Source organism: Vibrio pomeroyi, assembly GCF_024347595.1.
GTDB lineage: Bacteria > Pseudomonadota > Gammaproteobacteria > Enterobacterales > Vibrionaceae > Vibrio > Vibrio pomeroyi.
Window position 1 is genome coordinate 483342 of record NZ_AP025507.1, and the last position, 22558, is coordinate 505899.

The 22558-nt window shown below is 43.4% G+C and carries 20 protein-coding genes; 5 read left to right on the forward strand and 15 right to left on the reverse strand.

The genetic code is table 11. The features are described from left to right. Positions 1–14: 14 nt before the first annotated feature. Positions 15–539, forward strand: a complete 525-nt coding sequence (locus OCV12_RS18340; protein ID WP_261886818.1) for a hypothetical protein — start codon at positions 15–17, stop codon at positions 537–539. Positions 540–594: 55 nt separating this feature from the next. Here OCV12_RS18340 and OCV12_RS18345 read toward each other — a convergent pair whose 3' ends face one another. The 4 genes from OCV12_RS18345 to OCV12_RS18360 form a co-directional block, all read right to left on the reverse strand. After that, on the reverse strand, positions 595–1509 hold the full coding sequence (locus OCV12_RS18345) for a DMT family transporter (protein WP_261886819.1): 915 nt from the start codon (positions 1507–1509) through the stop codon (positions 595–597). A gap of 161 nt (positions 1510–1670) precedes the next feature. Next, positions 1671–3023 carry a molecular chaperone gene (gene yegD, locus OCV12_RS18350; RefSeq protein ID WP_261886820.1) on the reverse strand — a complete coding sequence of 451 codons (1353 nt, stop codon included), beginning with the start codon at positions 3021–3023 and terminating at the stop codon, positions 1671–1673. Positions 3024–3182: 159 nt separating this feature from the next. Beyond that, positions 3183–4262, reverse strand: a complete 1080-nt coding sequence (locus OCV12_RS18355; RefSeq protein ID WP_261886821.1) for a hypothetical protein — start codon at positions 4260–4262, stop codon at positions 3183–3185. A gap of 360 nt (positions 4263–4622) precedes the next feature. After that, positions 4623–6185 carry a bifunctional metallophosphatase/5'-nucleotidase gene (locus OCV12_RS18360; protein ID WP_261886822.1) on the reverse strand — a complete coding sequence of 521 codons (1563 nt, stop codon included), beginning with the start codon at positions 6183–6185 and terminating at the stop codon, positions 4623–4625. 315 nt (positions 6186–6500) lie between these two features. Here OCV12_RS18360 and OCV12_RS18365 point away from each other — a divergent pair, with 315 nt between their 5' ends. From OCV12_RS18365 to OCV12_RS18375, 3 genes are all read left to right on the forward strand, one after another. After that, positions 6501–7940 carry a 6-phospho-beta-glucosidase gene (locus OCV12_RS18365; RefSeq protein WP_261886823.1) on the forward strand — a complete coding sequence of 480 codons (1440 nt, stop codon included), beginning with the start codon at positions 6501–6503 and terminating at the stop codon, positions 7938–7940. Positions 7941–8049: 109 nt separating this feature from the next. Then, complete coding sequence (locus OCV12_RS18370) at positions 8050–9048, forward strand: LacI family DNA-binding transcriptional regulator (RefSeq protein WP_261886824.1); 999 nt, start codon at positions 8050–8052, stop codon at positions 9046–9048. A 176-nt stretch (positions 9049–9224) separates the two neighbouring features. Beyond that, on the forward strand, positions 9225–9785 hold the full coding sequence (locus OCV12_RS18375) for a sugar O-acetyltransferase (protein ID WP_239847514.1): 561 nt from the start codon (positions 9225–9227) through the stop codon (positions 9783–9785). A 77-nt stretch (positions 9786–9862) separates the two neighbouring features. Here OCV12_RS18375 and OCV12_RS18380 read toward each other — a convergent pair whose 3' ends face one another. The 9 genes from OCV12_RS18380 to OCV12_RS18420 all read right to left on the reverse strand — a co-directional run bounded on the left by OCV12_RS18380 (position 9863) and on the right by OCV12_RS18420 (position 20264). Next, on the reverse strand, positions 9863–10789 hold the full coding sequence (locus OCV12_RS18380) for a LysR family transcriptional regulator (protein WP_261886825.1): 927 nt from the start codon (positions 10787–10789) through the stop codon (positions 9863–9865). 156 nt (positions 10790–10945) lie between these two features. Continuing rightward, the gene (locus OCV12_RS18385) at positions 10946–12328 is read right to left on the reverse strand and encodes a GGDEF domain-containing protein (protein ID WP_261886826.1); all 1383 of its coding nucleotides are present in this window, start codon (positions 12326–12328) and stop codon (positions 10946–10948) included. 54 nt (positions 12329–12382) lie between these two features. Further along, entirely contained in the window at positions 12383–13264 is an 882-nt protein-coding gene (locus tag OCV12_RS18390; protein ID WP_261886827.1) for a hypothetical protein, read from the reverse strand. Beyond that, a complete protein-coding gene (locus OCV12_RS18395) occupies positions 13257–15671 on the reverse strand; it encodes a fimbria/pilus outer membrane usher protein (RefSeq protein WP_261886828.1) in 2415 nt (804 codons plus the stop codon). The genes OCV12_RS18390 and OCV12_RS18395 overlap by 8 nt, the downstream gene beginning before the upstream one ends. Positions 15672–15714: 43 nt before the next feature. After that, positions 15715–16392 (reverse strand): fimbria/pilus periplasmic chaperone, encoded by a 678-nt coding sequence (locus OCV12_RS18400; RefSeq protein WP_261886829.1) that lies wholly within the window; start codon positions 16390–16392, stop codon positions 15715–15717. A gap of 51 nt (positions 16393–16443) precedes the next feature. Then, complete coding sequence (locus OCV12_RS18405; RefSeq protein WP_261886830.1) at positions 16444–17124, reverse strand: hypothetical protein; 681 nt, start codon at positions 17122–17124, stop codon at positions 16444–16446. A gap of 122 nt (positions 17125–17246) precedes the next feature. Then, positions 17247–17891 carry a helix-turn-helix transcriptional regulator gene (locus OCV12_RS18410; protein WP_261886831.1) on the reverse strand — a complete coding sequence of 215 codons (645 nt, stop codon included), beginning with the start codon at positions 17889–17891 and terminating at the stop codon, positions 17247–17249. Positions 17892–17924: 33 nt separating this feature from the next. Then, positions 17925–18683 carry a helix-turn-helix transcriptional regulator gene (locus OCV12_RS18415; RefSeq protein WP_261886832.1) on the reverse strand — a complete coding sequence of 253 codons (759 nt, stop codon included), beginning with the start codon at positions 18681–18683 and terminating at the stop codon, positions 17925–17927. A 387-nt stretch (positions 18684–19070) separates the two neighbouring features. Then, on the reverse strand, positions 19071–20264 hold the full coding sequence (locus OCV12_RS18420; protein WP_261886833.1) for an MFS transporter: 1194 nt from the start codon (positions 20262–20264) through the stop codon (positions 19071–19073). Positions 20265–20548: 284 nt separating this feature from the next. Between OCV12_RS18420 and OCV12_RS18425 the strand changes: the two genes are divergently transcribed. Further along, positions 20549–21430, forward strand: coding sequence for a LysR substrate-binding domain-containing protein (locus OCV12_RS18425; protein ID WP_261886834.1), 882 nt, complete (start codon positions 20549–20551; stop codon positions 21428–21430). 99 nt (positions 21431–21529) lie between these two features. Here the strand turns inward: OCV12_RS18425 and OCV12_RS18430 are convergent, their stop codons facing one another. Further along, positions 21530–21820, reverse strand: coding sequence for a putative quinol monooxygenase (locus OCV12_RS18430; RefSeq protein ID WP_261886835.1), 291 nt, complete (start codon positions 21818–21820; stop codon positions 21530–21532). 224 nt (positions 21821–22044) lie between these two features. Beyond that, complete coding sequence (locus OCV12_RS18435) at positions 22045–22542, reverse strand: hypothetical protein (RefSeq protein WP_176679180.1); 498 nt, start codon at positions 22540–22542, stop codon at positions 22045–22047. Positions 22543–22558: the final 16 nt, after the last annotated feature.

Sequence of the window (22558 nt, forward strand, 5' to 3'; positions counted from 1 at the left end):
ACTGAGGTATTACAATGATGAAGCGTGCTGTGACTTTTCTTTTTAGTCTTGGGCTTATGAGATGTGCTACCTCAGAACCGGTTTATGAGCCAGAGACTGACGCTAAGCCTGAACCATCACAGCCAATAGGCTACCTCGGCTTTAAAGCTCACCAAGAGTGGGCGATTAAGTTCAATGACTGCACCGTTTATGATTTAACCGGTGCACAGCCTTACCAATGGTTTGATCGTACTTCAGAGTCTGTCAGTTGTTATACGTTTAAGCCAACCGATGCTATCGCCCCTTTGCTGGTTTACTCCAATGCTGACTTCAATAGTAATAAACTCACCCCGATTAATCGCTTCCAAGAACTGCAAGTATCAGAGTCAGGTTGGGGCAGTTTTCCTATCGTCTATGAGACAAGCGGCACCAACTGGTTGAGAGTCAAAGAGGGTTGGATTCACCTTACTCTCGCCGATCAAACGCTCGTACAGTTCTATCCTGGCACTCAAGACCAATCAGCAAAATCACAACACGACCAGTATTTTGAGCAGCATTGATGTTGGGATAACAAATAGCCCCTATCAAATGTGAAGGGGCAAATTAAGTCGTGAATTAATGAGCTTTCTTTCGCTTGATTACAAAGGGCATAACCGCACTGAAAACGATCACTGCTGCGCCAATCAAAGCTAAGTTGTTTGGTAATTCCGCGAACAACAAATACCCAAGAATCATCGAGTAGATCATCTGTGAATATTCGACATTCGATACCACGTTCGCTTCTCCCCACTTGTAGGCAGTGACGCCAAACCATTGGCCGATGGAAGAAATCACGCCGACCAATACCAACAAAGCGAGTTCAGACCATGTTGGCCATTGCCATTCAATGATCGCAGGGATAAGTGCGACGGCTCCAACAAAGATCGCTTGATAAGCCAGCACCACAACCTTAGATTCGATATTCGCCATTTTTCTTACGCAGATAGCGGCAATTGCTGCGCCTAATGCAGCCACTAAGCCCGTTCCAACATAGAACAGAGATTCGCTCTCTAGGGTCGGCTGTACAACCAACATCACCCCAGTAAATCCCACTAATATGGTTGTCATTCGTGCCCAACCAACGTTTTCTTGTAGGAACAGACGGGAAATGACCGCCATAAACAATACCTTCATGAAGCCTAACGCCGTTGCGTCGGCAAACGGAATGTTACTCACGGTTAAGAAGCTAAAGTAGAGCGCGATGAAGGCTCCAGTGACGCGCCATACATGCATCGACACCATCTTAGGATTGAGCATCGCATCCATGTTACTGACGATAGAAGGCATCAGTAGGGTGACAAAAACCAGCTGTCGGAATAGCAATATCTGGAAAATATCGATGGTCTGGCTGAGCTCTCGCACAATCACGCCGACTAAAATAAACAGCGCGTTTGAGATTAAAGCGAGTGTAATTCCTTTTGCGGGATCGGATAGTCCATTAAAAAAAGAAAGCAGCGGCTGAGGGACTGCAAAGGAACGATGGATAGACATAACACACCTCGTGATAAGTGAGTGCAGAGCATAAGCCCTACACTGGTAGACAGGTCAACAGATGGGAATAGTAAGCGAGCAATACCCCATTGAAGAATCAATGAAGGCATTGTTAGAGGCCGCTGGTTTTCATTTGCCAGCGATACAGTGAGTCGAGGTCGTTATTTAAAACGCAGTTCTGCCCAACGAGCCAAACCTGCGGTCACCGAGCCGAAGTAATTACCCGCAACGATAGGCGTGCTCGGTAAAACGGATTGAATTGCGTCACGTAAAATAGGCGAACGAACCGAACCGCCTGTCATGTAAATCACATCCGGCTTAGTTTGGCTTTGGGCGAGAGCTTCTTTTACTAAGGCTTGGATCTTACGAGTTGGGTCAGCAATGGCGTCTTTCATATGTTCACTTAACATCGGGATGGTTAGCAGTTCATTTTTTAGGTCGATACTTGCCTCGTAATGCGCTTGTTCACCCAATGCGATCTTTGCGTTCTCGGCTTCTTTGATTAGGCCGTAACCTAAGCTGTTCTGCTGAACCTTTATCAATCGAGCGAGTTTCTCTGGCACCAGAGATTCACCCATCAAACTCTTAAGTTCGATGAGGTTATCGCTACCGTAGAAACGTCGTTGAGCTTGTACATCATTGATGGCGATAGGGTTCCAAAACTGAGTAATTGGAATTGCCAAGCCTGATTTGCGTAAGCTGTGGATACCAAACTCAGACATAAAGTTTTTAAAGGCGACAAAAATATCCAGATCATTGCCGCCGATCAGTTGGCCTGTATGACCAAGTAAAGATTCAGAACGCTCAACTTTTCCGACCCATTTAGGTCCCATGCGTATCATCGAGCAATCGGTGGTGCCTCCACCAATATCGACGACCAACACATTCTGTTCTTCAGCTAACGTTGATTCGTACTCAAGCCCTGCCGCAACAGGTTCAAATTGAAACTCAACCTGTTTGAAGCCTGCGCGAGTCGCTGCTCTCTCTAGAATGCCTTGAGCTTGCAGGTTGGATGCGTCACCGCCGCGGCCTTGAAAGTTAACCGGGCGACCGATCACCGCTTGAGTGATATCTTGTTGAATAGATGCCTCAGCTTGGCGTTTCACATTCGCCATCATGGCGCAGACCAAGTCTTCAAAAAATGACAGTTGTAAGTCTCTTAATCCCATAGTGCCAAGGAAAGATTTCGGTGATTTAACGTAGTAGATCTCTTTTGGGTCTTCTAGATAAAGATCGAGTGCGGGTTGTCCGAAACGTACATCGTCTGCTTGAACGTCAATGCCTTCATTGCGGTTCATCTTCATTGCGCGACTCAAAACACTTTCGCCGATTTCACCAATCGGTTTGATGTCCAAACAACGAAACAAATACTCTGAAACTGTTTCTGCGGTTGGCGCACTCAACGTTGAAGGGATGTAGTAGTCATTGCCCACTAAAGGGATCTGCTTTACCTCTTGATTCACCACTTGAGCAACCGAACAATTTGCGGTTCCGTAATCAAATCCAATAGCCATAATCTCTACCTCATCTAACAGTTTTACGTGGTTCACAGGCCGTATTTGAGCCAGTGAATTGCTTGTCATGCCACAAGCAAGCCGCGCAGTCTAAAGCCTACACTTGTAGACGGGTCAAACATGATTGTTGGAATATTTTGATAAGAGGTTTGGGCAGCGCTATCTTGAGGTTGAGGCGTTAAGTGTTGATACTATTTCGATAATTGATTCGAATTCAAACTCGGCGAAACATTGGCGTCTATCTTGGCTGTAAGTGAAGTTGTATAAATAGCTGAATATGGCGCGCCAATGTTTCGACATCTGGTATGAGATGGTCTTTTGATATTGGGGTGGTAACCATAGAGCTAACTGGTTTAAGTAATCTTGGTGCCATTCTGTGCCGTTGAATTCAAGGTTGGGCTCTTTGTTTTTCGTTAGAGGGCATAGAGTGATATCCCAATAGCCACTTGGGTATTGCTTGGTTTGAGTCGACCAGTTTTCTCCCCACCAACCAATACTCTTTTGCTCAATATCAGTAGTAGAATTCTTTACCGAGGGTTTTGTGTATAGGTAATAAAGATTGAAGCGACCAGCCACTATCTGTTGGGTAAGGTTGGTGATGGCGCCACCGCGAATGAAACTCTCGTGTTCTAGAAAGAAGTCGAATTGGTGATGTTCAGGCAATATTTTAGACAAACTTATCCAATGGGCGTGGGCTGCATAGACGGGACGAAGCACGCTTCCTTCATTGGACTGGCATTCTATTTGATAGGCGTAACCTAATTCATCAAATTTGCTCCGAGAGAAGATTTTGTCGTAAGTCGCCTGAACGGTTGTTAAAGGTGAATTTGATGATTCATCAGTTGCTTCGACGGAGTCCAAGTAATAAAGCCCTGCGGGACTTTTCTGTGTGCCATGTTGGTAAAAGTTGTCAGTGTCTAAAACATGGAAACCATACTGACTATCGGTGGTCGACAGGTTCCAGCATTTTAGGGTATTGCCTTTTCCTGAGCGCGACAACAACGTGAAGCTTGAAGTATGCAAAGACACGAGGCTTTCGGTTTCGCTGAGGTATTTTTGAATCAGTAGTTGATTGAACTGTTGCAGCAACTGAGCCAACTGTTTTAGGCGAGCATAGAAAAGTTTGCTATTGAGTTGAGATAATCGTTGAAGATCTTTAGGTAAAACGCCAGAAGTCAGTAGGGTTAACAAAGGTTGTAGTGCGCTACTGGTCTTGTGTGGATTGAGTAGGCTGAACACCGCTGAGCATTGGTTGCATTTAACTCGGGGAGTGCCGATCCTTGTGCTCCCATAGGCGCTAGTTTCGGTGTGTTTTAAGCAAGTAGGACATTCAATATCAGCTAAGTGGAGTTGATTAGTTTCAATTTGCTTCGCTAAAGCGAGGATCGGTTCGTTTTCCAGTATCGGAGTAAATGCCCCACACAAGGGGCATTTATAAGATGCGAAGCCTAATTGAGAGCTGCGCTGATAAAGGCTTAGATCAGGATTAGCTAGGTTAAAACAGTTATATGTCTTACAGCAATTGAACTGGGTTCTCATGAGCGTTGTACCTGCTAATCCTGATACATATTTTATAACGTTGGTTGTGGGATATCTCTGTTACTGACGACTTACATCGATTTGACGACCAAGTTCAGGAACTGTGATGCTTTTGTGCTCTTGGAAGCCTTCAATCAGTACTTGCATGACCGGATCTCCGTTCGACAGTGTTTTGCCTTTATTAAATACAGTGTAACCATCGCCACCACTTGCCGCGTATGAATATGTCGCAACTTTGTACTTCTGATTCTCGGATACGGGCTCGCCGTTGATACTCAAGCTAATCAAACGCTCACCTTCCGGTTGTGTACTGTCGTAAGTGGCTTTAATCCCTGAGAATTGCGCCAGACCGTAAGGTAATGTGTAGCTGTATTCAAGCAGCTCTTGAACGTTGTCACCCGTGAGTTCAACCACAGTTAGTGTGTCAGTAAATGGGAAAAGGTTCATTACATTTTCACGAGTGACGGCACCTGGATTTAGGTCAACACGCAGGCTGCCTGAGCTGATCATCGCGATGTCTGCTTTGCCTGCATCTTTCATCAAATCAGCCACAAGGTTACCAATATTTGACTCTCGATAGTAACGGCGTGATGCGGCTTTATCTAGGGTAGAAAGCTGATCTGCTAGTGTTGGGTGAGCATCGCGAATTTTCTGAATCAATGCGTAAGTCGCTTCGTCACGCTCTAACTTAGCAGATTCAACGGGAATCAATTTTCCCCCTAAGAATTTCACATCATGCTTTTCGGTATCGACAGTAAATTTGGTGTAACCAAGGTGCATGCCTTGACCAAAGGTTAAGCCAATAACCGTGCCTGTTTTTGGATGAACGACTGGTTCAACTAAACCATTGTCAGAGTGACCCCCGAAGATTACATCAACGCCTTTGAGTTTTCCTGCCATTTCGTAGTCTTCATCGAATCCGCGCTGAACTTCTGCGTCGGCTTCTTTGTCTGTTTGCATTGGAGCCGTCTTGTTTTGGTGCGTGAGTACCACGATCATGTCGACATCATCGCGGATCTTATCAGCCCATTGTTGAGCGATTTCCGTAGGATCTTTGACGGTTAGCCCTTTACGGTTTCCTTTCCACATTGTGTTGTAGAACGCATCAATCCCCATGACACCAATCACGCCGATTTTAACGCCATCACGCTCAAGGATTGTGTAAGGTTGAGCAAACATCGAATCAGAAGCTTCATGGAATATGTTCGCATTGAGCACAGGGAAGCGAGCACGAGGCATGGTTTCTACCAGTGATTCCCAACCGTATTCGAATTCATGATTACCCAGTGTGATTACGTCATAACCCATTGAGTTATATAGGTCGAAAGGCAGCTTACCTTTCGATTTTTTAGAGAGTGCGCCCGTATAAATATCACCAGCGTCTAATAGGAAACTGGTTCCTTCCTTAGCTTGAACGTTTTTGATCAACGTCGCCAAGTAAGGAATACCTCCAATCAACTCAATGTCATCATTCCAGAACGCGTCTACGGGTTCGTAAACACTTTCAATATCGTTGGTATGAAACAGAGTGATCTCTTTTATTTCGGCTAGGGCTGGCATTGAAGCCACTGTCGTTAATACCGAGACAGCAAAGCATAAAGGTTTCATTTTAAGGTTTTTCATAGCGTGCTCATGTCAGTGAAGGAAACGTTTGCCATTTTAGAGAGCGCGAGTGGGATGAGTGTGCGCCAAAGCACAGTCCTTGGTCTAGATTGATCCTGGAAACTAAGGAATTACCTTTTGAGTTGGTTTGAATGAAAAGAGTCGATTGACAGGTATGAGCTCAAATCAATCCTAAGTTTGATCAAAAAAAGATCAAAAATGCATTGTTGAAACCGGTTTCATTCTGTATCTTTACTTTTATTGAAATCGGTTTCAGAGTTGTGATTGCTTCTCTAATCCTGATCTTTTCACGAACAACTTGTAGCGAGTAATGGTATGAACAACGAATTTCCAAACGATTTTTTATGGGGCGGTGCGGTTGCGGCGCATCAGCTTGAAGGCGGCTGGGATGCGAATGGTAAAGGTGTGAGTGTAGTCGATGTGTTAACGGCAGGCGCTCATGGTGTTCAACGTCGAATCACCGATGGTGTCATCGACGGCGAAAACTACCCAAACCAAGTAGCGGTTGATTTCTACCATCGCTACAAAGAGGACATTAAGTTATTCGCTGAGATGGGCTTTAAGTGTTTTAGAACCAGCATTGCTTGGACGCGTATTTTCCCGAATGGTGATGAAGCCGAGCCGTGTGAAGCGGGTTTAGCGTTTTACGATGACCTGTTCGATGAGCTGTTGAAATACGATATTCAGCCAGTCGTGACGCTGAGTCACTTTGAAATGCCTTACCATCTAGCCAAAGAATACGGCGGCTGGATGAACCGTAAAGTGATCGACTTCTTTGTTAAGTATTCGACCACGGTGATGGAGCGTTATCAGCACAAAGTGAAGTACTGGATGACGTTTAACGAGATCAATAATCAGATGAACACCTCGGCAGACATCTTCGGTTGGTTATGCTCTGGCGTGAAGTTTCCGCAATGCGAAAAGCCGCAAGAGGCCATGTATCAAGCGGTTCACCACCAGTTTGTTGCGAGTGCCTTGGTGGTTAAGAAAGGTCACGAGATCAACCCAGATCTTCAGATCGGTGCAATGTGTGCGATGGTGCCTTTTTACCCTCGCTCTTCAAAACCCGAAGACATCATGGTGGCGCAGCAAGCGATGCGTGATCGCTACTTCTTCTCGGATGTGATGGTACGTGGTCACTACCCAAGCTACGCAAAACATGATTGGGCCATCAAAGGCTTTAATATCGAAATGCAGCCTGAAGATGAGCAGATCCTAAAAGAAGGTAAGGCCGATTACTTAGGCTTTAGTTACTACATGTCGAACACCTTGGACTCGTCTTCTCACCAATCTACTGATGAAGCGATGGACGGCGGCCATCAAAACTCGGTTGATAACCCGTTTATTAAGTCGAGCGACTGGGGCTGGCCGATTGATCCAACAGGTTTACGTTTCTGTTTAGCTTCTCTTTATGAGCGTTATGAAGTGCCATTGTTCATCGTTGAAAATGGTTTTGGCGCGGTCGATACCATTGAGGAAGATGGCAGCATTAATGATGACTACCGCATTGCTTACCTTGGCGACCACATTAAAGAGATGAAAAAAGCGGTTGCGATTGATGGCGTTGACCTGATGGGTTATACCCCTTGGGGCTGTATCGATTTGGTGTCGTTCACCACAGGTGAGATGAAAAAGCGCTACGGATTCATTTACGTAGATAAGCACAACGATCAATCTGGTTCTTTAGAGCGCAAACGCAAGAAGTCGTTCGAGTGGTATAAAGGCGTGATTGCATCTAACGGTGCCACTATTTAGAATGCCTCTGCTGCGTCGTTATACGTAATATGAAGTTACACGCAATATGAATGAACATTAAATTAGTCGGCTTATGTCGGCTAATTTTTTATATAAGGAAAAGAAGCGAATGGTCACAATGCTTGATGTCGCGAACCGCGCGGGTGTATCTAAATCGACGGTTTCTCGTGTCTTAAATGGCAAGAATATCGTGCGCCCAGATGTGGTGAAAAAGGTCTTTGATGCGATTCAAGAAACGGGCTATCGACCAAACTTGTTAGCTCAGCAACTGGCGACCAAGAAGACCAACTTCATCGGCTTCGTTATCACTAATGAGCTGTTCAACGGCCCTTACTTCTCTTCCTTGATGTATCACGCGGCTTCTTATAGCGAAAAATCGAATCACCAACTGGTGATCACCGATGGTAAACATAGCGCTGAAGACGAAAGAAAGGCGATCAATTTCCTACTCGACATGAAATGCGCGGGCATCATCATCTATCCGCAATGTTTAACGGAAAGCGAGATAGCTCAGATTATCGAAAGTACAGACACACCGATTCTGGTGCTCAATCGCGAAATGCCTTCGAAGCCTGAGCATGCTATCACCACAGACCATTATCAGAGTGCTTGTTTGATGGTTGAACACATCATCGAGCAGGGTCATACAGAGATTGCAGTGATTCGTGGTAAAGCAGGCTCTTCGACCGATGAGCAGCGTTATCAGGCCTATCAAGATGTGCTCACTAAGCACGGTATTAAACTGAACGAATCTAAAGTTGTTCAGGGCGATTGGACTATGGAGAGTGGCTATCGTGCCGCACAAGCTTTAGTGGAAAACAAAGCAAGCTTCACTGCGATTTTGTCTGAAAACGATGATATGGCGATTGGCGCGATTAAGGCGTTAACAGAACTGGGTTATTCATTACCCAAAGACATCTCTATTGTCGGCTTTGATAACAGTAAAGTCGGCGCATTTTTAACGCCGAGCCTTACCTCGGTGAGCGTGCCATTGGAGCAAATGACGCAAAAGGCGATTCTGCAAATCGTCGGTGAAACTGAGCAAGCACAAGCCTTGGATACGACGGGCAGTTTAGTGATTCGTGACTCAGTCGCTCAGCGTATTTAAGCTCAATTAACAGAGAGTCGATTTCATATTTAGCCTACAAAAAGTGATGGGCTACACATCTCTGAAATCGAGCTCAAACCTTGCTTACTCCGTTTTATTAGATGTGCGATATTGCGTTTTTTGGTCGATGTGTTGACCATTCTTAGGTAAGTAATGTGAAAGAGTAGGTAAGTAACGTGAAAACAGAAAAACAAAAAATGCTGGCTGGTGAGCCTTATTTAGCATGGGATGAGCAGCTGTATGGCGAGCGAATCGAGTGTCGTAAGGTGCTACAAAAACTCAATAACAGCATTCCAGATACCGAAGAGTGGCGCACGGCGATTGATACGCTGATCCCAGATTCGGAAGGTGCCTATTTAGAGCCGCCATTTCGTTGTGACTACGGCTCAAACATCAAACTGGGTAAGAATTTCTACGCCAACTTCAACTGTGTCGTGTTAGATGTCGCAGAGGTAACGATTGGCGACAATGTGCTGTTCGCGCCTAATGTTCAGGTGTTAACTGCAGGACACCCGCTAGATGTAAAGAGTCGTGTTGACGAAGGTGTTGAGTTCGGCACTCCAATTTCGATTGGTGACAATGCTTGGATTGGCGCAGGTGTGATCATTTGTCCTGGCGTGAACATTGGTAAAAACAGCGTGATTGGCGCTGGCAGTGTGGTGACCAAAGATATTCCAGACAATGTGGTTGCCGTAGGTAACCCATGCAAAGTTTTGAAAGCGATTGATAACGCTTAAGCACCCATCTTAGGCCTATTTGATTTCCAATAGGCCTAATCCCTTCGTTTGCTCTTCCTCATAACATGTTTTGGTATTTAGCTTTTAAGTGTATGAAGTTGTTTAGCTGCCTTTGAGAACATACTTCTTAACCATTGGTGGGTTGGATCACTGCTACGAGAAGCATGCCAAAACATAGATACATGCAATGTATCTGGCAAAAAGTCACAATTTATCGTTTTCAAGTTTGAATGAGCGATGTGGTTGTTAATCAATATCTTAGGGAAGATTCCTATATAGTCGTTTTGCTCAATAATGGGCAGCATTTCTGCGATATTGTTTGAGTACCATGCAATATTCCTTTGTCTCAATATACTGTCGAAACTAAGCCCTTTATATAGCAAGTAAGCATGTTTTTTGTTGGGAATAGCATGGACAACGTGCCTCTCGTTTAGGAAATCTTCTGAAAAAATATGGGTATTTTTGATTCTTGGGTGGTCCTTTCTAGCGATGACACAAAGCTCAGATTGCAAAACGGATTCGGAGCATAGCTGATGATATTGACCATAATCGACATCGAGGGTCAAATCATACTCGTTGCGCAGTAAGTTCATCGTATCTTCTTCTGCTACATGTGCTTCACCTTTAATCGAGACAAGTGGAGCTTCTTCCCGAATCAGCTTCGAAATAATGGGCAATATACTTAACCCAAATACGCTAAGTGCTGAGATCCTAAATTGACGATCGCAACTTTTGGGATCGAATGAGCGGTATTCAGCGGTAGTGAGTTTGATATTTTCGACAGCTGTGGAGAGGGTAGGGTATAGACTGTGTGCCAGTTGAGATGGGCTGATGCCATGACTTTCACGCAGAAATAAGGGGTCATCAAATAGTATCTTAAGTCGAGCCGCATTTTGGCTGATGGCTGATTGGGTCACACCAAGCCTTTTTGCTGCGCCACTAAAACTGCGCTCTTCCATGATGGCAACGAATGTTGGGATAAGGCTAAAGTCAGAAGGTTTCATTTTCGAACATGTAATCGGCATATTAATGATTAACTTATACCGCCTATCGTGCTAAAAATCATTGCCGTTATGGTGTAGTGAGACTTTATAAGCGTTCTTTATTCTTCTTTAATTACTTTGATTTTATATTTTGATTTGTCGTGTAATTATAAAGGGTTAAATGGAACTCTCTACTAAGTTTCGACCTCTGTTTTTGGCTTGATACAACAATTCATCGGCACAGATAATAGCCTCTTCAATGGATTGCCCTGTCGATAAGTCGACTAGCCCTAATGATGCTGAAACACCCCCACTGACTTGGCTATGTAGCTGATGGTCGCTCGATATCTTTGCGCGGATACGATCGGCAAGCTTTACAATATCAGACTGTTTTTCCGTCTTAATTATGACAATAAATTCATCGCCACCGATTCGATAACACTCATCGTGTCTTCTGACGCTTTCTAATAATATTTCACTGACTCGAACTAAAACACAGTCGCCTGTGTGGTGGCCGTATCTATCATTAATCATCTTAAAATGGTCAAGGTCTATGGCGATAACGCCGACACATCGAGGGTGTTCCTGCTGTTGGCTTTGTGCGATACGCGAGCTTGCACCTTCAAGGTAAAGCCGGTTTTTTAGCCCGGTGAGAGTATCTGATTCTAGTGCTTGAGCAGTTCGGTCCTGATAGCGAGAAAATGCCTGCATTAATACGTAGAACAATCCCAGTAGCAGAATAACTTCAATGAGATTTTTCTGTGACCTTATGATCTCAATAACTGAGGTTGTCATGTTGTCGAACACTAACAACTTCGCGTTCAACTGGGGCAGAGGGACTGTGATTAAATGAAAATATCGATTGTCGTCTGAATTTAATCTGAAGAATGGCAAGTTCCCGAGGTGCGTCTCGGTAAAGTGGAAAGTGGGCTCAGCATCTAATTGAGTTGAGCTATTTGAGCTATTTGAATTGCTTGAGCGATTTGATTGGTTGGCGAAGGTAATGTTGGCTGACTCACCAGAAGGCATGAAGAATTCTTGGTGTTCAGTTTCAATCATTAAAATGGTATTTGACCCAGAATTGATTCGTGGGAAATAGGGCATTAAGTCGAAGTGGGTTTCAAAATAATTGGGTGGTTGGATATTACCTGCGACTAAATGCAACTGAGAGTTGGCTTGGTCATAGTCTAACGCCCACAGTGTACGGCGATGCTTAATGGCATTGGCGAACAAAGAAGATTCGTCACTTATGCCAAAGCGATGCGCTACGGTTGGAAAATCACTTTCATAGAAAGAAGATGATGAGGTATGAATAGCACCTTTCAAGTTATTAACGTCGATCTGGCTGCTTGAAGACGATAACGTAGTCCCTAATACTTCAAGTGTTCGTGATACGTTGTCTTGAACAAGAAACTGAATGAGCTGAGTTCGGTGTTGTTGGTCTTTTTCAACAAACCCTGCCAACTTCCTAATATCACCAATGTGTAAACATAAGATGCATAATGCAGCACAGGCTATCAACCAGTGGCGTTGTTTTATGATGACTTTCAATACATTCATATCGTTTAACCTTGGCTCGAAAAACTCGAAGCCCGTGAGTATTCATGCGCCCGCTCAAAATATGGGGTCTATGGCTTTTACTTGTACCTGTAGCTCTTCTTTGTAGTGTCCTGCTCGCGATAGGTTTGTGTTTCCGGTGATTCTCAAATCAAGAGGGATGTTGTGTCTTCCCCTTGAATAACGCTTTATCGGAAGCATTTGATGCGTTGGTGATGTTTCAACTCCGTCAACGGTAAGCTTGTATTCAATCGTCCATTCAGGATTTTGAGAGTTAACCAACTGTTGATACTTTGCTTTTACCCATAGCTCGGTACGTGAATTTGAACTGATTACAAAATCGGTTTGATAGCGTTTGTTGTTTGATAGAACGCCCAAAGCCCAGCGATAGCCTGATGTTGTTTTCTGGAAACTGTTGCCTTGGCCAGACCAATCTAAAGAAACGAATGACTTAACTTTGTAGTTTGCGTTCGCTGATAGTGTAAGGAGCTGGTCGTTTTCAAACTGCAACTTGACGAGAAATGGCACCGCATATTTAGCTGCATAGCTAATTTTTGCTTTGGGGTCGACCATCGAAAAGCGAACCGGACGATTGTGCTGAGAGTTAAGTAAATATTCACGCTCTTTAGGGTCGTAGGACAGCATGGTTTGATTCTGATTAATGAAGTGAATATGTGAAGCTTTTGGACGGTCGAGCACCTTTAAACGCACAGATTTTAGTGCGCATTGTTCAGCTTTAGAACGAAGTTTTTTCAACTCAAATCGGATATTGGCATAGCCTGATTTATCAAATTCGATCGGTGCATTGCTCAATTGAGTGATGTCCCAAACGCCTGCGCAACTCGCGGCAAAAGCTATTGAGGGTGATGCAAGAACTGACGTAAGTAGAGTTGACGCCAATAACCATTGCATTGTATTTATTAAGGGTTTTCTATTCATGGCTCGCTCCTTGTATGAGTTGAATCTCTGGAAGACGAATTAAATTGTCCTCTGATTCCGGGATGTTCATGTGTCCCGTAATCTCTGAGTCCATGGTTTGAATCTTGTAGTGCCCGCTGCGGATCCCTTCCACAACGAACCGACCGCCTTTATTGGTGAAAAATGGGATGGAATCGCCTGTATCGTTAATGAAGTAACCTTGAGTTAGTGACAAAGGTTTTCCATCGGTTAAGTTCAATCTGCCGATCACAGTTTTGGATGCGTCTGAACCAACGGTGAAAATGTGGCTGGTGTAGGCGCCTGGAGTAACGTTGTAGAAGTAGTTACCAATGTCGTAGCCAATCGGAGCATCGGGTGCATACACTGTAAAGCTTTGAGAGGTATGAGCGGTAGAAAGGCTCACAGCATTATTGAGAGCATTTGAAGAGATAGCTTCGGCTTTGTCGTCGTCATCACTGTTTATCAGTACTTCAGATTCTAAGGTGTCGTGAACTTGTACGACCGCTGCCGCACCGTATATCGGACGTGACCAAGATAAAGCGCCGTCGCTAATAGTAAACGCTGTGCTTGGTCTAAATGAGGTGACTACGGTATCTTCAGACTCGGTCGCGTTGTAATAGGTGATGTCACCGTCGTAGCGAACTCGGTTACTTACATAGTCGCCACGTACTTGATATTGGCCTTGGTCAGATTCAACGTCTGCAGATAACGCATAACCATATTGACCAACTTGGTTTTTACTTGGTTTGCTGAAGTTAGCTCTTAATACTTCAGTGTCACTAGCGTAACCAAGATCAGCAGAGTATTGACCATCATCAGAACTCCAAGTCCAATCGACCGAAACCACACCTTCTGTATTTGAAGTTCCCTCGTTCGGATCTTCTTCGTGAGTGACACCTAAGCCAATAACAACATTTGAATAAGACCAAGATGTTGAAGCTTCTGCACTCCATTCAGTATCGTAGCCACTTTCTTTATCTAGGTTATATGAAACGGATAGGTAAATATCGTCGGTAATGCTAAAGGTATAACTGACGGCTGCCGAATGACCAGTAGAACCTTCTTCAGTCCAAGGTTGATAGGAAAAGGAGTCATAAGATTCAAGGGCAATACGCAAGTTGGGTGCACTGTAGTTATTCTGGTCCCAAAGGGAGGCTGCGTAATCCAAACTTGCGATGTAACCTGTTTCGTCATACTCGCTGGATTGACTACCAGAGAGCCGCAGGCCTATATTACCCAGCGGTGTTCCAAGGGTAGATATGCCCCCTAACATGAAACCATCTTTGTGATAGAACCCATTCACCCCAAGCGTCAAATAGTCGGTTAATCCATAGTCATAATAGGCGGTGGAAATAAGACTCCCAGTGTCGTATTCATAGCGGTTGTCTTCAATTTCAGAAGGGGCGCCAAGGTACACACCAAAATCAGATATCCCCTCTTTGAGTAGTTTAGAGTTGTAGAACACGCTGTAGAGAATGGAATCCGTTCGACCTGATTGATATTCAATTTCCAAGCGAACATCGTTGCTTCCCGAAGAAAGTGGTAAGTCGTCTAATTGGTAACGGCCTGGAGGTAAACGAAATTCAGTGATGTAAGAACCGTTGATGTAGAGGTCAATGTCGGCTGATTCTTCTAGGATGAGTGCTTGTGTACCGCCAACTTGAATACTGCGATTCGGCTGCAATGCTGAGTAATTGCGTTCAAAACCAACCCCGCCAAATTGCTCACTTGGTAGATGTCCTGACGTGCTGTTAACTTGGTCGCCAAAAGTTAAGCGATAAGGGACATCCGCGCGGTCGATAAAGGCAGATATATCACCACGATAGAAGGTTTGTTCATCATCGGTTCCACCATCAAAATACCCTGAAAGTTTATAATTCACTCCCCGCGCACCAGCAATGTTACCAGTAGATAGCCACTCAATATTCCATTGTTGTTCGTCACTTTGAGTTTCGACCCCTCGTGTATCAGAAACGCCAAAGTTCAAGTTATTGATGTTGGTGAAAAATGATGACTTTGAATAGATTGGGGGAGAATAAGGAGCGTTGAATGTCAGGACCTGCTCTTTTCTAGCATCTTGAACAAAAGACAATGTAATCTCCATATCAGATGAGGAGAAAGAGAGTAAAACTCCCCACGCTTCAAGGACCTCAATTGGAATAAAGTTTTCTGTGTATGCAGATAGTTTGTTTGACACTTCTGTTGATAGTGCAGGACCAATAAGAGTATGCAGTTGAACGGTGTTTACTTTAGATACGGTTTTACCATCAGAAAAAGCATCGATTTCTCCGACCGTTGAGCCGAGATAGTTGATTGGGAATGGGAATAGCCAATCAGTCGCACAAGCGTTAGGGTTGACAATTAAACATAACGAGAAGCACAGGAGGGTTGTATAAAATCGGATCATGTTCCCCTCCTAATATCAAAAATATCGAGTCTTTTAATCCAGTCTATTTTTCTTGCTTTATAGATACGGCAGTAACATTGCCAAGAACCTTTGGGATTGGGTAATAAGCGATCGCTCCTGGCATTAGGTAACCACTTGTTTTGGTATCAATCTCATTCCAAGGAAGATCTTTTTTTCCATCACTGGTCTGCAGTTCGAACACTGATTGAAGTAGGTTGACGAGCACTTTACTTGTGTTTTCAACAACGATGATATTGTTGTCTTTGAGCGAGGTTTTCATTGTTGGTTCTAAGGCGTTTGGTGAGACAAAGGCGAGGGTTGAAAAACTCAGTAGTGTTTTGATTTTACTTTCTTTATCTTCTTCGCCTTTCACTTCTAATTCGTTGAATTCAATTCGATACAATTTTGTTGTAGTGAGAGCATCACTTGGGATATAGCGCACCCGAATTTTTTGTGAACTTAAGGGGTTGACCATAATTTGAGGAGGAAGAATTAGAAAGCTGTCTTCATTTAATGTGAGGACTTCTCCTGTTTCGTCATAGGTCACATCGTATACGACCACTTCGACCGGAAGTGAACGGTCTTGAGTATTATTTATGGTGTAGCTCGTGAGAGCTTTTCTGCCAAACTCTTCCATCTCTTGGTACATAGGCGTTATTTCATAGCAAAAGGCAGCGACGTGATGCAGTAATAGGCTAAAAATTAAAATGGTTGTTTTCATAAAGCCCTTCCTTGGAAAGTGAGCCCACAAGAGGTGGGCTCTGATTTTTAGCTAGAAGCGACAAGACTTACCTTGACATGCTTTCGCCTGAAGTTTTACGTACACAGTAGAGCGGTAGTTACCGGCTCTCGCTAGTGCAGCACCTTCTGTCTTGATTGAAAGAGGGACTTCAGCAATTTTTTCTTGTTGATGCTCCCCAGACCAATTGACTTTGAAGTTGCCTTCTGTGTAGCCAAACATGCTATTAGACGCATTTCGTGTATCAAAAACGTCTTTGTCATTAGCTTGCAATGTATAATCGATGCGCTCTTTTCCGAGAGCTAAGCCAGAACGAGTAATCATTTTAAAAGGTGTTGCTGTCATATCGATGTCCATCGAGTTACCGTAGTTACACCATGCACGCAGCTTAGCAACCGGCTTTTTATTGCCAACACTGAGTGCATTTTTTGCATCATCAAGCATATTGGTTAATGTAATATCGCCATTGCCAGGTTTACCCTTGCCTTGACGTTGACCTTGTAGATCTAAAATACAACGTTGTGGAATAGTACCTTCCATACGAATATGTGCGCCATCAGAAGCACCAGCACTCGCAAACATATTTTCATTAAGGTTTTGAAATGTGATGACTGTTGCACCAACTGGTGCTGACCCTCCATGATGTGGGGACGCAACACTATTTACGCTAAACATCACTCCTGCTACCGCTACTGCTATCATTAACTTTTTCATAATTATTCCCTCATTACCTGTGTTATTACTGACAACAACTAGATAATAATTTGTCGTTAAGATATATGCCTCGCAAAGGTGGGTGATATATCCAATAAATAAGTATGAAAAGAGTGCTAATTTTAAACGGTTAATTCATGTGCTTTTGCAAATAACTCGTATCTAGAGTGAACATCCAACTTAGACATGACATTATAAGCATGAGTTTTTACGGTATTTATGCTGACATTTGTGTCCCTTGCTATTTGAATGTTCGAAAATCCTTGTAGCATTAACTCAAAAACACGTCTTTCTTTCTTCGTTAATGAAAATTTCTCTGTGACTTTTTCCGTGATAGAAACGGATATTTTCTGTGTGTCATCAATACATAAATCGATTATAAAACTTTCCATAACATGCCGTGGAAACCATAATTCACCTTCTTGGATAGACTTAATTGCCTTGGGTAAAAATTCAAAATGGTTCGTTTCTATTTGGCCTAAGAAACCCAGCTGTAAATAGTCGTAGCAATTGCAATTTATTGTATTGAGAGCAATCCACTTATCTTGTCTGTTGACGATAGACAAACCACACTTGTTTGGCATAGGTATGGTTTGCCTATCGTATAGGACAATCCCTCGATGATTGATATCAAGTTCAGAAAATGATTCTAGAGTTTGAAAATGATTCAATGGAAAAACGAATTTCAAAATGTCTCTTACAACTCTAGATAAAACAGCATCTCTAGTAATTAAACAAATGTATGGAGGTGGAAGGTGGTGTGACATACGTACCCTACCTTATCGTTTATTTCGAAGTAATTACGTGTATGTTGAACGGGCTGTATAGTTCATCAACCACTGGCCTTGGCTAAAGCGTGATATTAATTGATTTTGGTTTTTGCACTGAGTTTTGTGAAGAATACTCTTGATTTGAGTTCTTACTGTTTCCTTAGATACACCACGAATTTGAGCCACTTCTGAACCCGTTAACCCTTTGATTATCAGTTCTAAGACGTCGAATTCAGACTTGGTCAGGTTAGGAGCTAGGTGAGAGGTTTGAGGTTCAGAGTAGCGACTCCAATGTAGCAACATGGTGTGGTGAGCTATCCAAGAGTTTGCCCAAGCAATTGTAATATTGCAGATGAGTTCTAATTGTCGAAATTCATCGGGCTTAAGGGCAACGATGCTATGGAAAATGATCACAATTTCGTAACGGTAAGAAAGGTCTTCATAGATGGAGTAAAAGTTAAGGTCACTCTCTACTATTGATAGTTTCTCATGGTCAAAAATTCGGTTTTCAATAATTGTATCTCGGCCGTGGTATACCTGTCCTTTTTCCTCTTGTGAAGCAGAGGCGAGGTAACAGTCTAGCTTCTCGGTGACTCGCTTAGAGATTGAAATACGATCACTAATACCTTCAATATATTTGAATACAGGACTTTTATTTTTTGACATGATCACTAAAGTGACATGTTCAATCCCAACTTCGCTGAGGCCTTCTCTAATTTCTTCTTCAAGTTCAGAAGGGGATTTATTGAATCCATTATCTAACGGAATAGAGCTTTCTGATATCTGCATTTATCATCCCTTAAAATCACAGCAATCGGATAGTTATAATATTTTGTTATATTTTAAACTATCTTAAATAGATATTAGTCACCAAATGATATCTTTATCATCACCCGATTGGGTGAAATCTAATAAATTTACAATTACATCTTCAAAATAGCATTATTTCAAATTGGTTTTGATCTAAATCAAAGTAATCTAACAAGTTATTAAAAATTAAGTTAAATAACTAATAAATATTAGGCAACAATGTTAAGTAGTATCTATTTGCTTTATTTCTAGGGCAATATTTACTGGCTTATATCAGATATTAGTTGGGTACAGAACAGTAAAAGTGGTTACGCAATACACAAAAAGGCGAATAGAGAGTCTATTCGCCTTTTTTATTTAGGAGCTTTAAACGTTTTGAATAATAGAAGCGTCTATTCTTTGTCCTTTCTTATCTAACGCACCACTAAATCGAGTTAATCCAAGAGCAATTAAAACAATCACAGCGCCGACCCAAGGGGTGTTCATTAGTCCAGACTCTGCAACAATCAAGCCTCCGCCCCAAGAGCCTAAAGCGATACCGACGTTGAAAGCAGCAATATTGAGTCCAGATGCCACATCTACTGCGTCTGGTGTGTATTTCTCTGCCAGTTTAACAACATACACTTGTAGCCCCGGTACGTTGCCAAATGCGAATGCACCCCAAACCAAAATGGTCGCCACTGATGCGTATGGGTTAACTGCGGTAAAGTTGAACACCACCAATATAGCTGCCAGACCAGAGAAGATGACCGTCAGCGCTTTAATTGGCCCCATTTTGTCGGCCATCTTACCGCCCCAGATGTTACCTACCGCGACGGAAACTCCGTAAACCAACATGATTAAGCTGATAGAGCTTGAATCAAACCCTGATACGTTTTCAAGTATTGGAGCAAGGAAGGTAAAGGCTGTGAATGTGCCGCCGTAACCAAGCGCTGTGATGGCGTAAACCAGCAATAAGCGAGGCTGAGTCAGTACCTTTAACTGTGCCGAAATCTTAGCGGCTGGTGGTTGTTTAAGGTTACTCGGAACTAAAATAGCGCTGCCAATCAGAGCGATAAGACCAAGCAATGCAACGATCAAGAAAGTTGCTTGCCAGCCAAATGTTTGGCCGATGTAAGTACCAAGCGGTACGCCCGTTACTAATGCGACGGTTAAACCAGTAAACATAATTGCGATAGCACTTGCTGCTTTGTCTTTAGAGACCAATCCTGTTGCGATAGTTGACCCAATCGAGAAGAACACACCGTGAGCAAGGCCTGTAAGAATACGTGCCGCGATCAGCGTGTTATAGCCTGGAGCCTGCCACGCCAGTAAGTTACCGACAACAAATAAAGACATCACGGTTAACAGCACCAATTTTCGGTTCCATTTTCCCGTTAACGCGGTGAGTACTGGCGCGCCAATCGCTACGCCCAACGCATACAAACTCACTAAGAGTCCAGCTGATGGCAGTGATACATTCAGGTCGCTCGCCATGGTAGGAATCAAGCCTACAATGACAAATTCTGTGGTTCCGATGGCAAAGGCGCTGAGCGTCAATGCGAGTAATGCTAAGGGCATAATCATCTCTCTTACTATTCTGTGTTAAGTATCGAGCGCGATAAAGTGGGGCAGTTTATGGCTGCAATAAGAGCGCTACGTTTGATGGCGAGGATTATCGAGCAAAATATATTTGTGAAAAATGCCACTATTAACAAATAACTTTTGTTTTATCTGCAATAATGCTGAGTAAGTAAACGGTAGGTTGTGAGCTACTTAATCCGCTAGATGTTTAACAGATACAACGTTCAATCGACTAAGCACTCTAGTAACTTCAGTCAAGATGAGAATAGATAAGGAGCCTTATGCTAACGCGATCAGATGATTTGGAAATGGTGTTGACCGTTGTCGATGCTGGTGGTTTTTCAGCGGCAGCAGAGGTACTGGATGTGCAGGTGGCGAAGGTATCTCGCTCAGTCAGTAAGGTTGAATCTCAGCTGGGCGTATCGATATTTAACCGAACTACAAGGCGAGTGGAGCTAACTGAAGAAGGACGCCAGTTTGTGGATTCCGTTCGGCTAGGTTTGCAGATGATTCAGAGCGCTGAAGAGGAGGTTGTATCGCGCGGTGAACTGCCAAAAGGCCGATTAAGAGTCGATGCAGCCAGCCCTTTTGTATTTCATCAGTTGGTGCCTTTGGTGCAATCATTTAATGAAGCTTATCCAGATATCGAGCTTGAGTTAACCTCTAACGAAGGTTTTGTTGACCTGTTAGAAAAGCGCACCGATGTCGCGATACGAATTGGTAAGTTAGCCGATTCAACACTCCATGCACGACGATTGGGTAAGAGTTTGTTGTATATGGTCGCTTCACCAGAGTATTTGGCGAAGCGTGGTATTCCACAGAAGGCAGACGATCTCAGCAGTCATCTTACGGTCGGTTTTTCGGATAATAAAGTGCTTAATCAATGGCCGTTGCCCAATCACCATTATATTGAACCAAACGTCAAAGCCAGCAGCGGTGAAACCATCAGGCAGTTAGTGTTAGCAGGAAATGGCATTGCGTGCTTGTCGGGCTTTATGGTGCAGCAAGATATCTCGGAAGGTCGGCTAGTTCCTGTATTGGAAAAAGTGAAATTGAATCATACAGATAGAGAACTGGTGAATGCGGTGTTCTACAAGTCGTCATCGGTATCCAAGCGTATCTCGGCGTTTATCGATTTTATACAGCCACGTTTAAAACTGTAATTGAGATAAGTAAGTCTAGATCTAGGTGGGATTTACTGAAACGAAAAAGCCCCGCTGACATTCAGCAGGGCTTTCAAATTAAGAGCTTGGAATAAAGACTTAAGCGATTTTCGTCATCTCATTAAGTGTGAATGACGCAACACAACCTTCCGTTGCAGCCATGTACTCAGCGAGGTGAGTATTACCCATGTGTGTTTGCCAAAGTTCGCGAGACGTCCAGTTTTCGTAGAAAGTGAAATGCGCAGGGTTTTCGTTGTCTTGGTGTAGGTCGTAGTTGATGCAACCTTCTTCAGCGCGAGTAATATCAATCAGTTTTAGTAGCTCTGCTTTAACCAATTCAATTTTGTCTTCGTTAGCGACGATGTTTGCGATGATAGTCAGTTGAGTCATGTTCATTACCTATATTATTTGATTCACCGAAGTGGTGTTGTTCTTTGTCACAGGGCTTATCAGCTCAAGAGCGGGTCTATGCTTGTTGAACCCTAGTCTGTGTCGATGGATAAATAATAGTAGGAATAGTCAAAACGATAAACCGCGCTACGTTTGAATTATTATCAAAAATAATTTGATAATTAAGTTGAGTTTATAGTCTATCGGACATAGGTTAATGAATATTAAAACCCGCCAGCCCAAGCATCAAAGTCATCAATATTGTCGAGTTCTTGTTGGCTTCTTGGCGCAGGGTAATAAGGCAGTGCTAATCTCACAACAGAAGGAAGCAGTTCCCACTCTGGCGTCATCTTCAGGCGTTTCAATTCGTCGTTTAGGCGCACAAACATGTAGTAGCCGTCGCTATGAGTGTTCGCATAACTTGCGACTGTGGCGATGTCACCAGAAGGTAATTTCACATCTCGGCCGAGCGGGTAGAGCTGGTGAAGCGCAAAGCTCACTTTCGGGTCTTGCAGCTTGCCTTGTTTGAAGCGTTCTAGCCCAATGGCAGTTGAGGTCGTGCGAGGCTTCCAACCTGTGAGGAACAAGCCACTCAAGCTATCTTGGAACGGTTTACCCTTTCGATTACCTTCATTGCTAATGAATTGAACCGTCAGTTTGTCTCCCGATTCTTCCAGAATTTCTAAAAACTGTTCACCAGTGCGATCGACTAAAAGCTTCATAAGACCCAGATACCAT

Bases quoted from the DNA above. Each gene is read 5' to 3' on its own strand.
- OCV12_RS18340 (WP_261886818.1), top strand. From the start codon at position 15: ATGATGAAGCGTGCTGTGACTTTTCTTTTTAGTCTTGGGCTTATGAGA.
- OCV12_RS18345 (WP_261886819.1), bottom strand. From the start codon at position 1,509: ATGTCTATCCATCGTTCCTTTGCAGTCCCTCAGCCGCTGCTTTCTTTT.
- yegD (WP_261886820.1), bottom strand. From the start codon at position 3,023: ATGGCTATTGGATTTGATTACGGAACCGCAAATTGTTCGGTTGCTCAA.
- OCV12_RS18360 (WP_261886822.1), bottom strand. From the start codon at position 6,185: ATGAAAAACCTTAAAATGAAACCTTTATGCTTTGCTGTCTCGGTATTA.
- OCV12_RS18365 (WP_261886823.1), top strand. From the start codon at position 6,501: ATGAACAACGAATTTCCAAACGATTTTTTATGGGGCGGTGCGGTTGCG.
- OCV12_RS18370 (WP_261886824.1), top strand. From the start codon at position 8,050: ATGGTCACAATGCTTGATGTCGCGAACCGCGCGGGTGTATCTAAATCG.
- OCV12_RS18380 (WP_261886825.1), bottom strand. From the start codon at position 10,789: ATGAAACCTTCTGACTTTAGCCTTATCCCAACATTCGTTGCCATCATG.
- OCV12_RS18385 (WP_261886826.1), bottom strand. From the start codon at position 12,328: ATGAATGTATTGAAAGTCATCATAAAACAACGCCACTGGTTGATAGCC.
- OCV12_RS18390 (WP_261886827.1), bottom strand. From the start codon at position 13,264: ATGAATAGAAAACCCTTAATAAATACAATGCAATGGTTATTGGCGTCA.
- OCV12_RS18395 (WP_261886828.1), bottom strand. From the start codon at position 15,671: ATGATCCGATTTTATACAACCCTCCTGTGCTTCTCGTTATGTTTAATT.
- OCV12_RS18400 (WP_261886829.1), bottom strand. From the start codon at position 16,392: ATGAAAACAACCATTTTAATTTTTAGCCTATTACTGCATCACGTCGCT.
- OCV12_RS18405 (WP_261886830.1), bottom strand. From the start codon at position 17,124: ATGAAAAAGTTAATGATAGCAGTAGCGGTAGCAGGAGTGATGTTTAGC.
- OCV12_RS18410 (WP_261886831.1), bottom strand. From the start codon at position 17,891: ATGTCACACCACCTTCCACCTCCATACATTTGTTTAATTACTAGAGAT.
- OCV12_RS18415 (WP_261886832.1), bottom strand. From the start codon at position 18,683: ATGCAGATATCAGAAAGCTCTATTCCGTTAGATAATGGATTCAATAAA.
- OCV12_RS18420 (WP_261886833.1), bottom strand. From the start codon at position 20,264: ATGCCCTTAGCATTACTCGCATTGACGCTCAGCGCCTTTGCCATCGGA.
- OCV12_RS18425 (WP_261886834.1), top strand. From the start codon at position 20,549: ATGCTAACGCGATCAGATGATTTGGAAATGGTGTTGACCGTTGTCGAT.
- OCV12_RS18430 (WP_261886835.1), bottom strand. From the start codon at position 21,820: ATGACTCAACTGACTATCATCGCAAACATCGTCGCTAACGAAGACAAA.
- OCV12_RS18435 (WP_176679180.1), bottom strand. From the start codon at position 22,542: ATGAAGCTTTTAGTCGATCGCACTGGTGAACAGTTTTTAGAAATTCTG.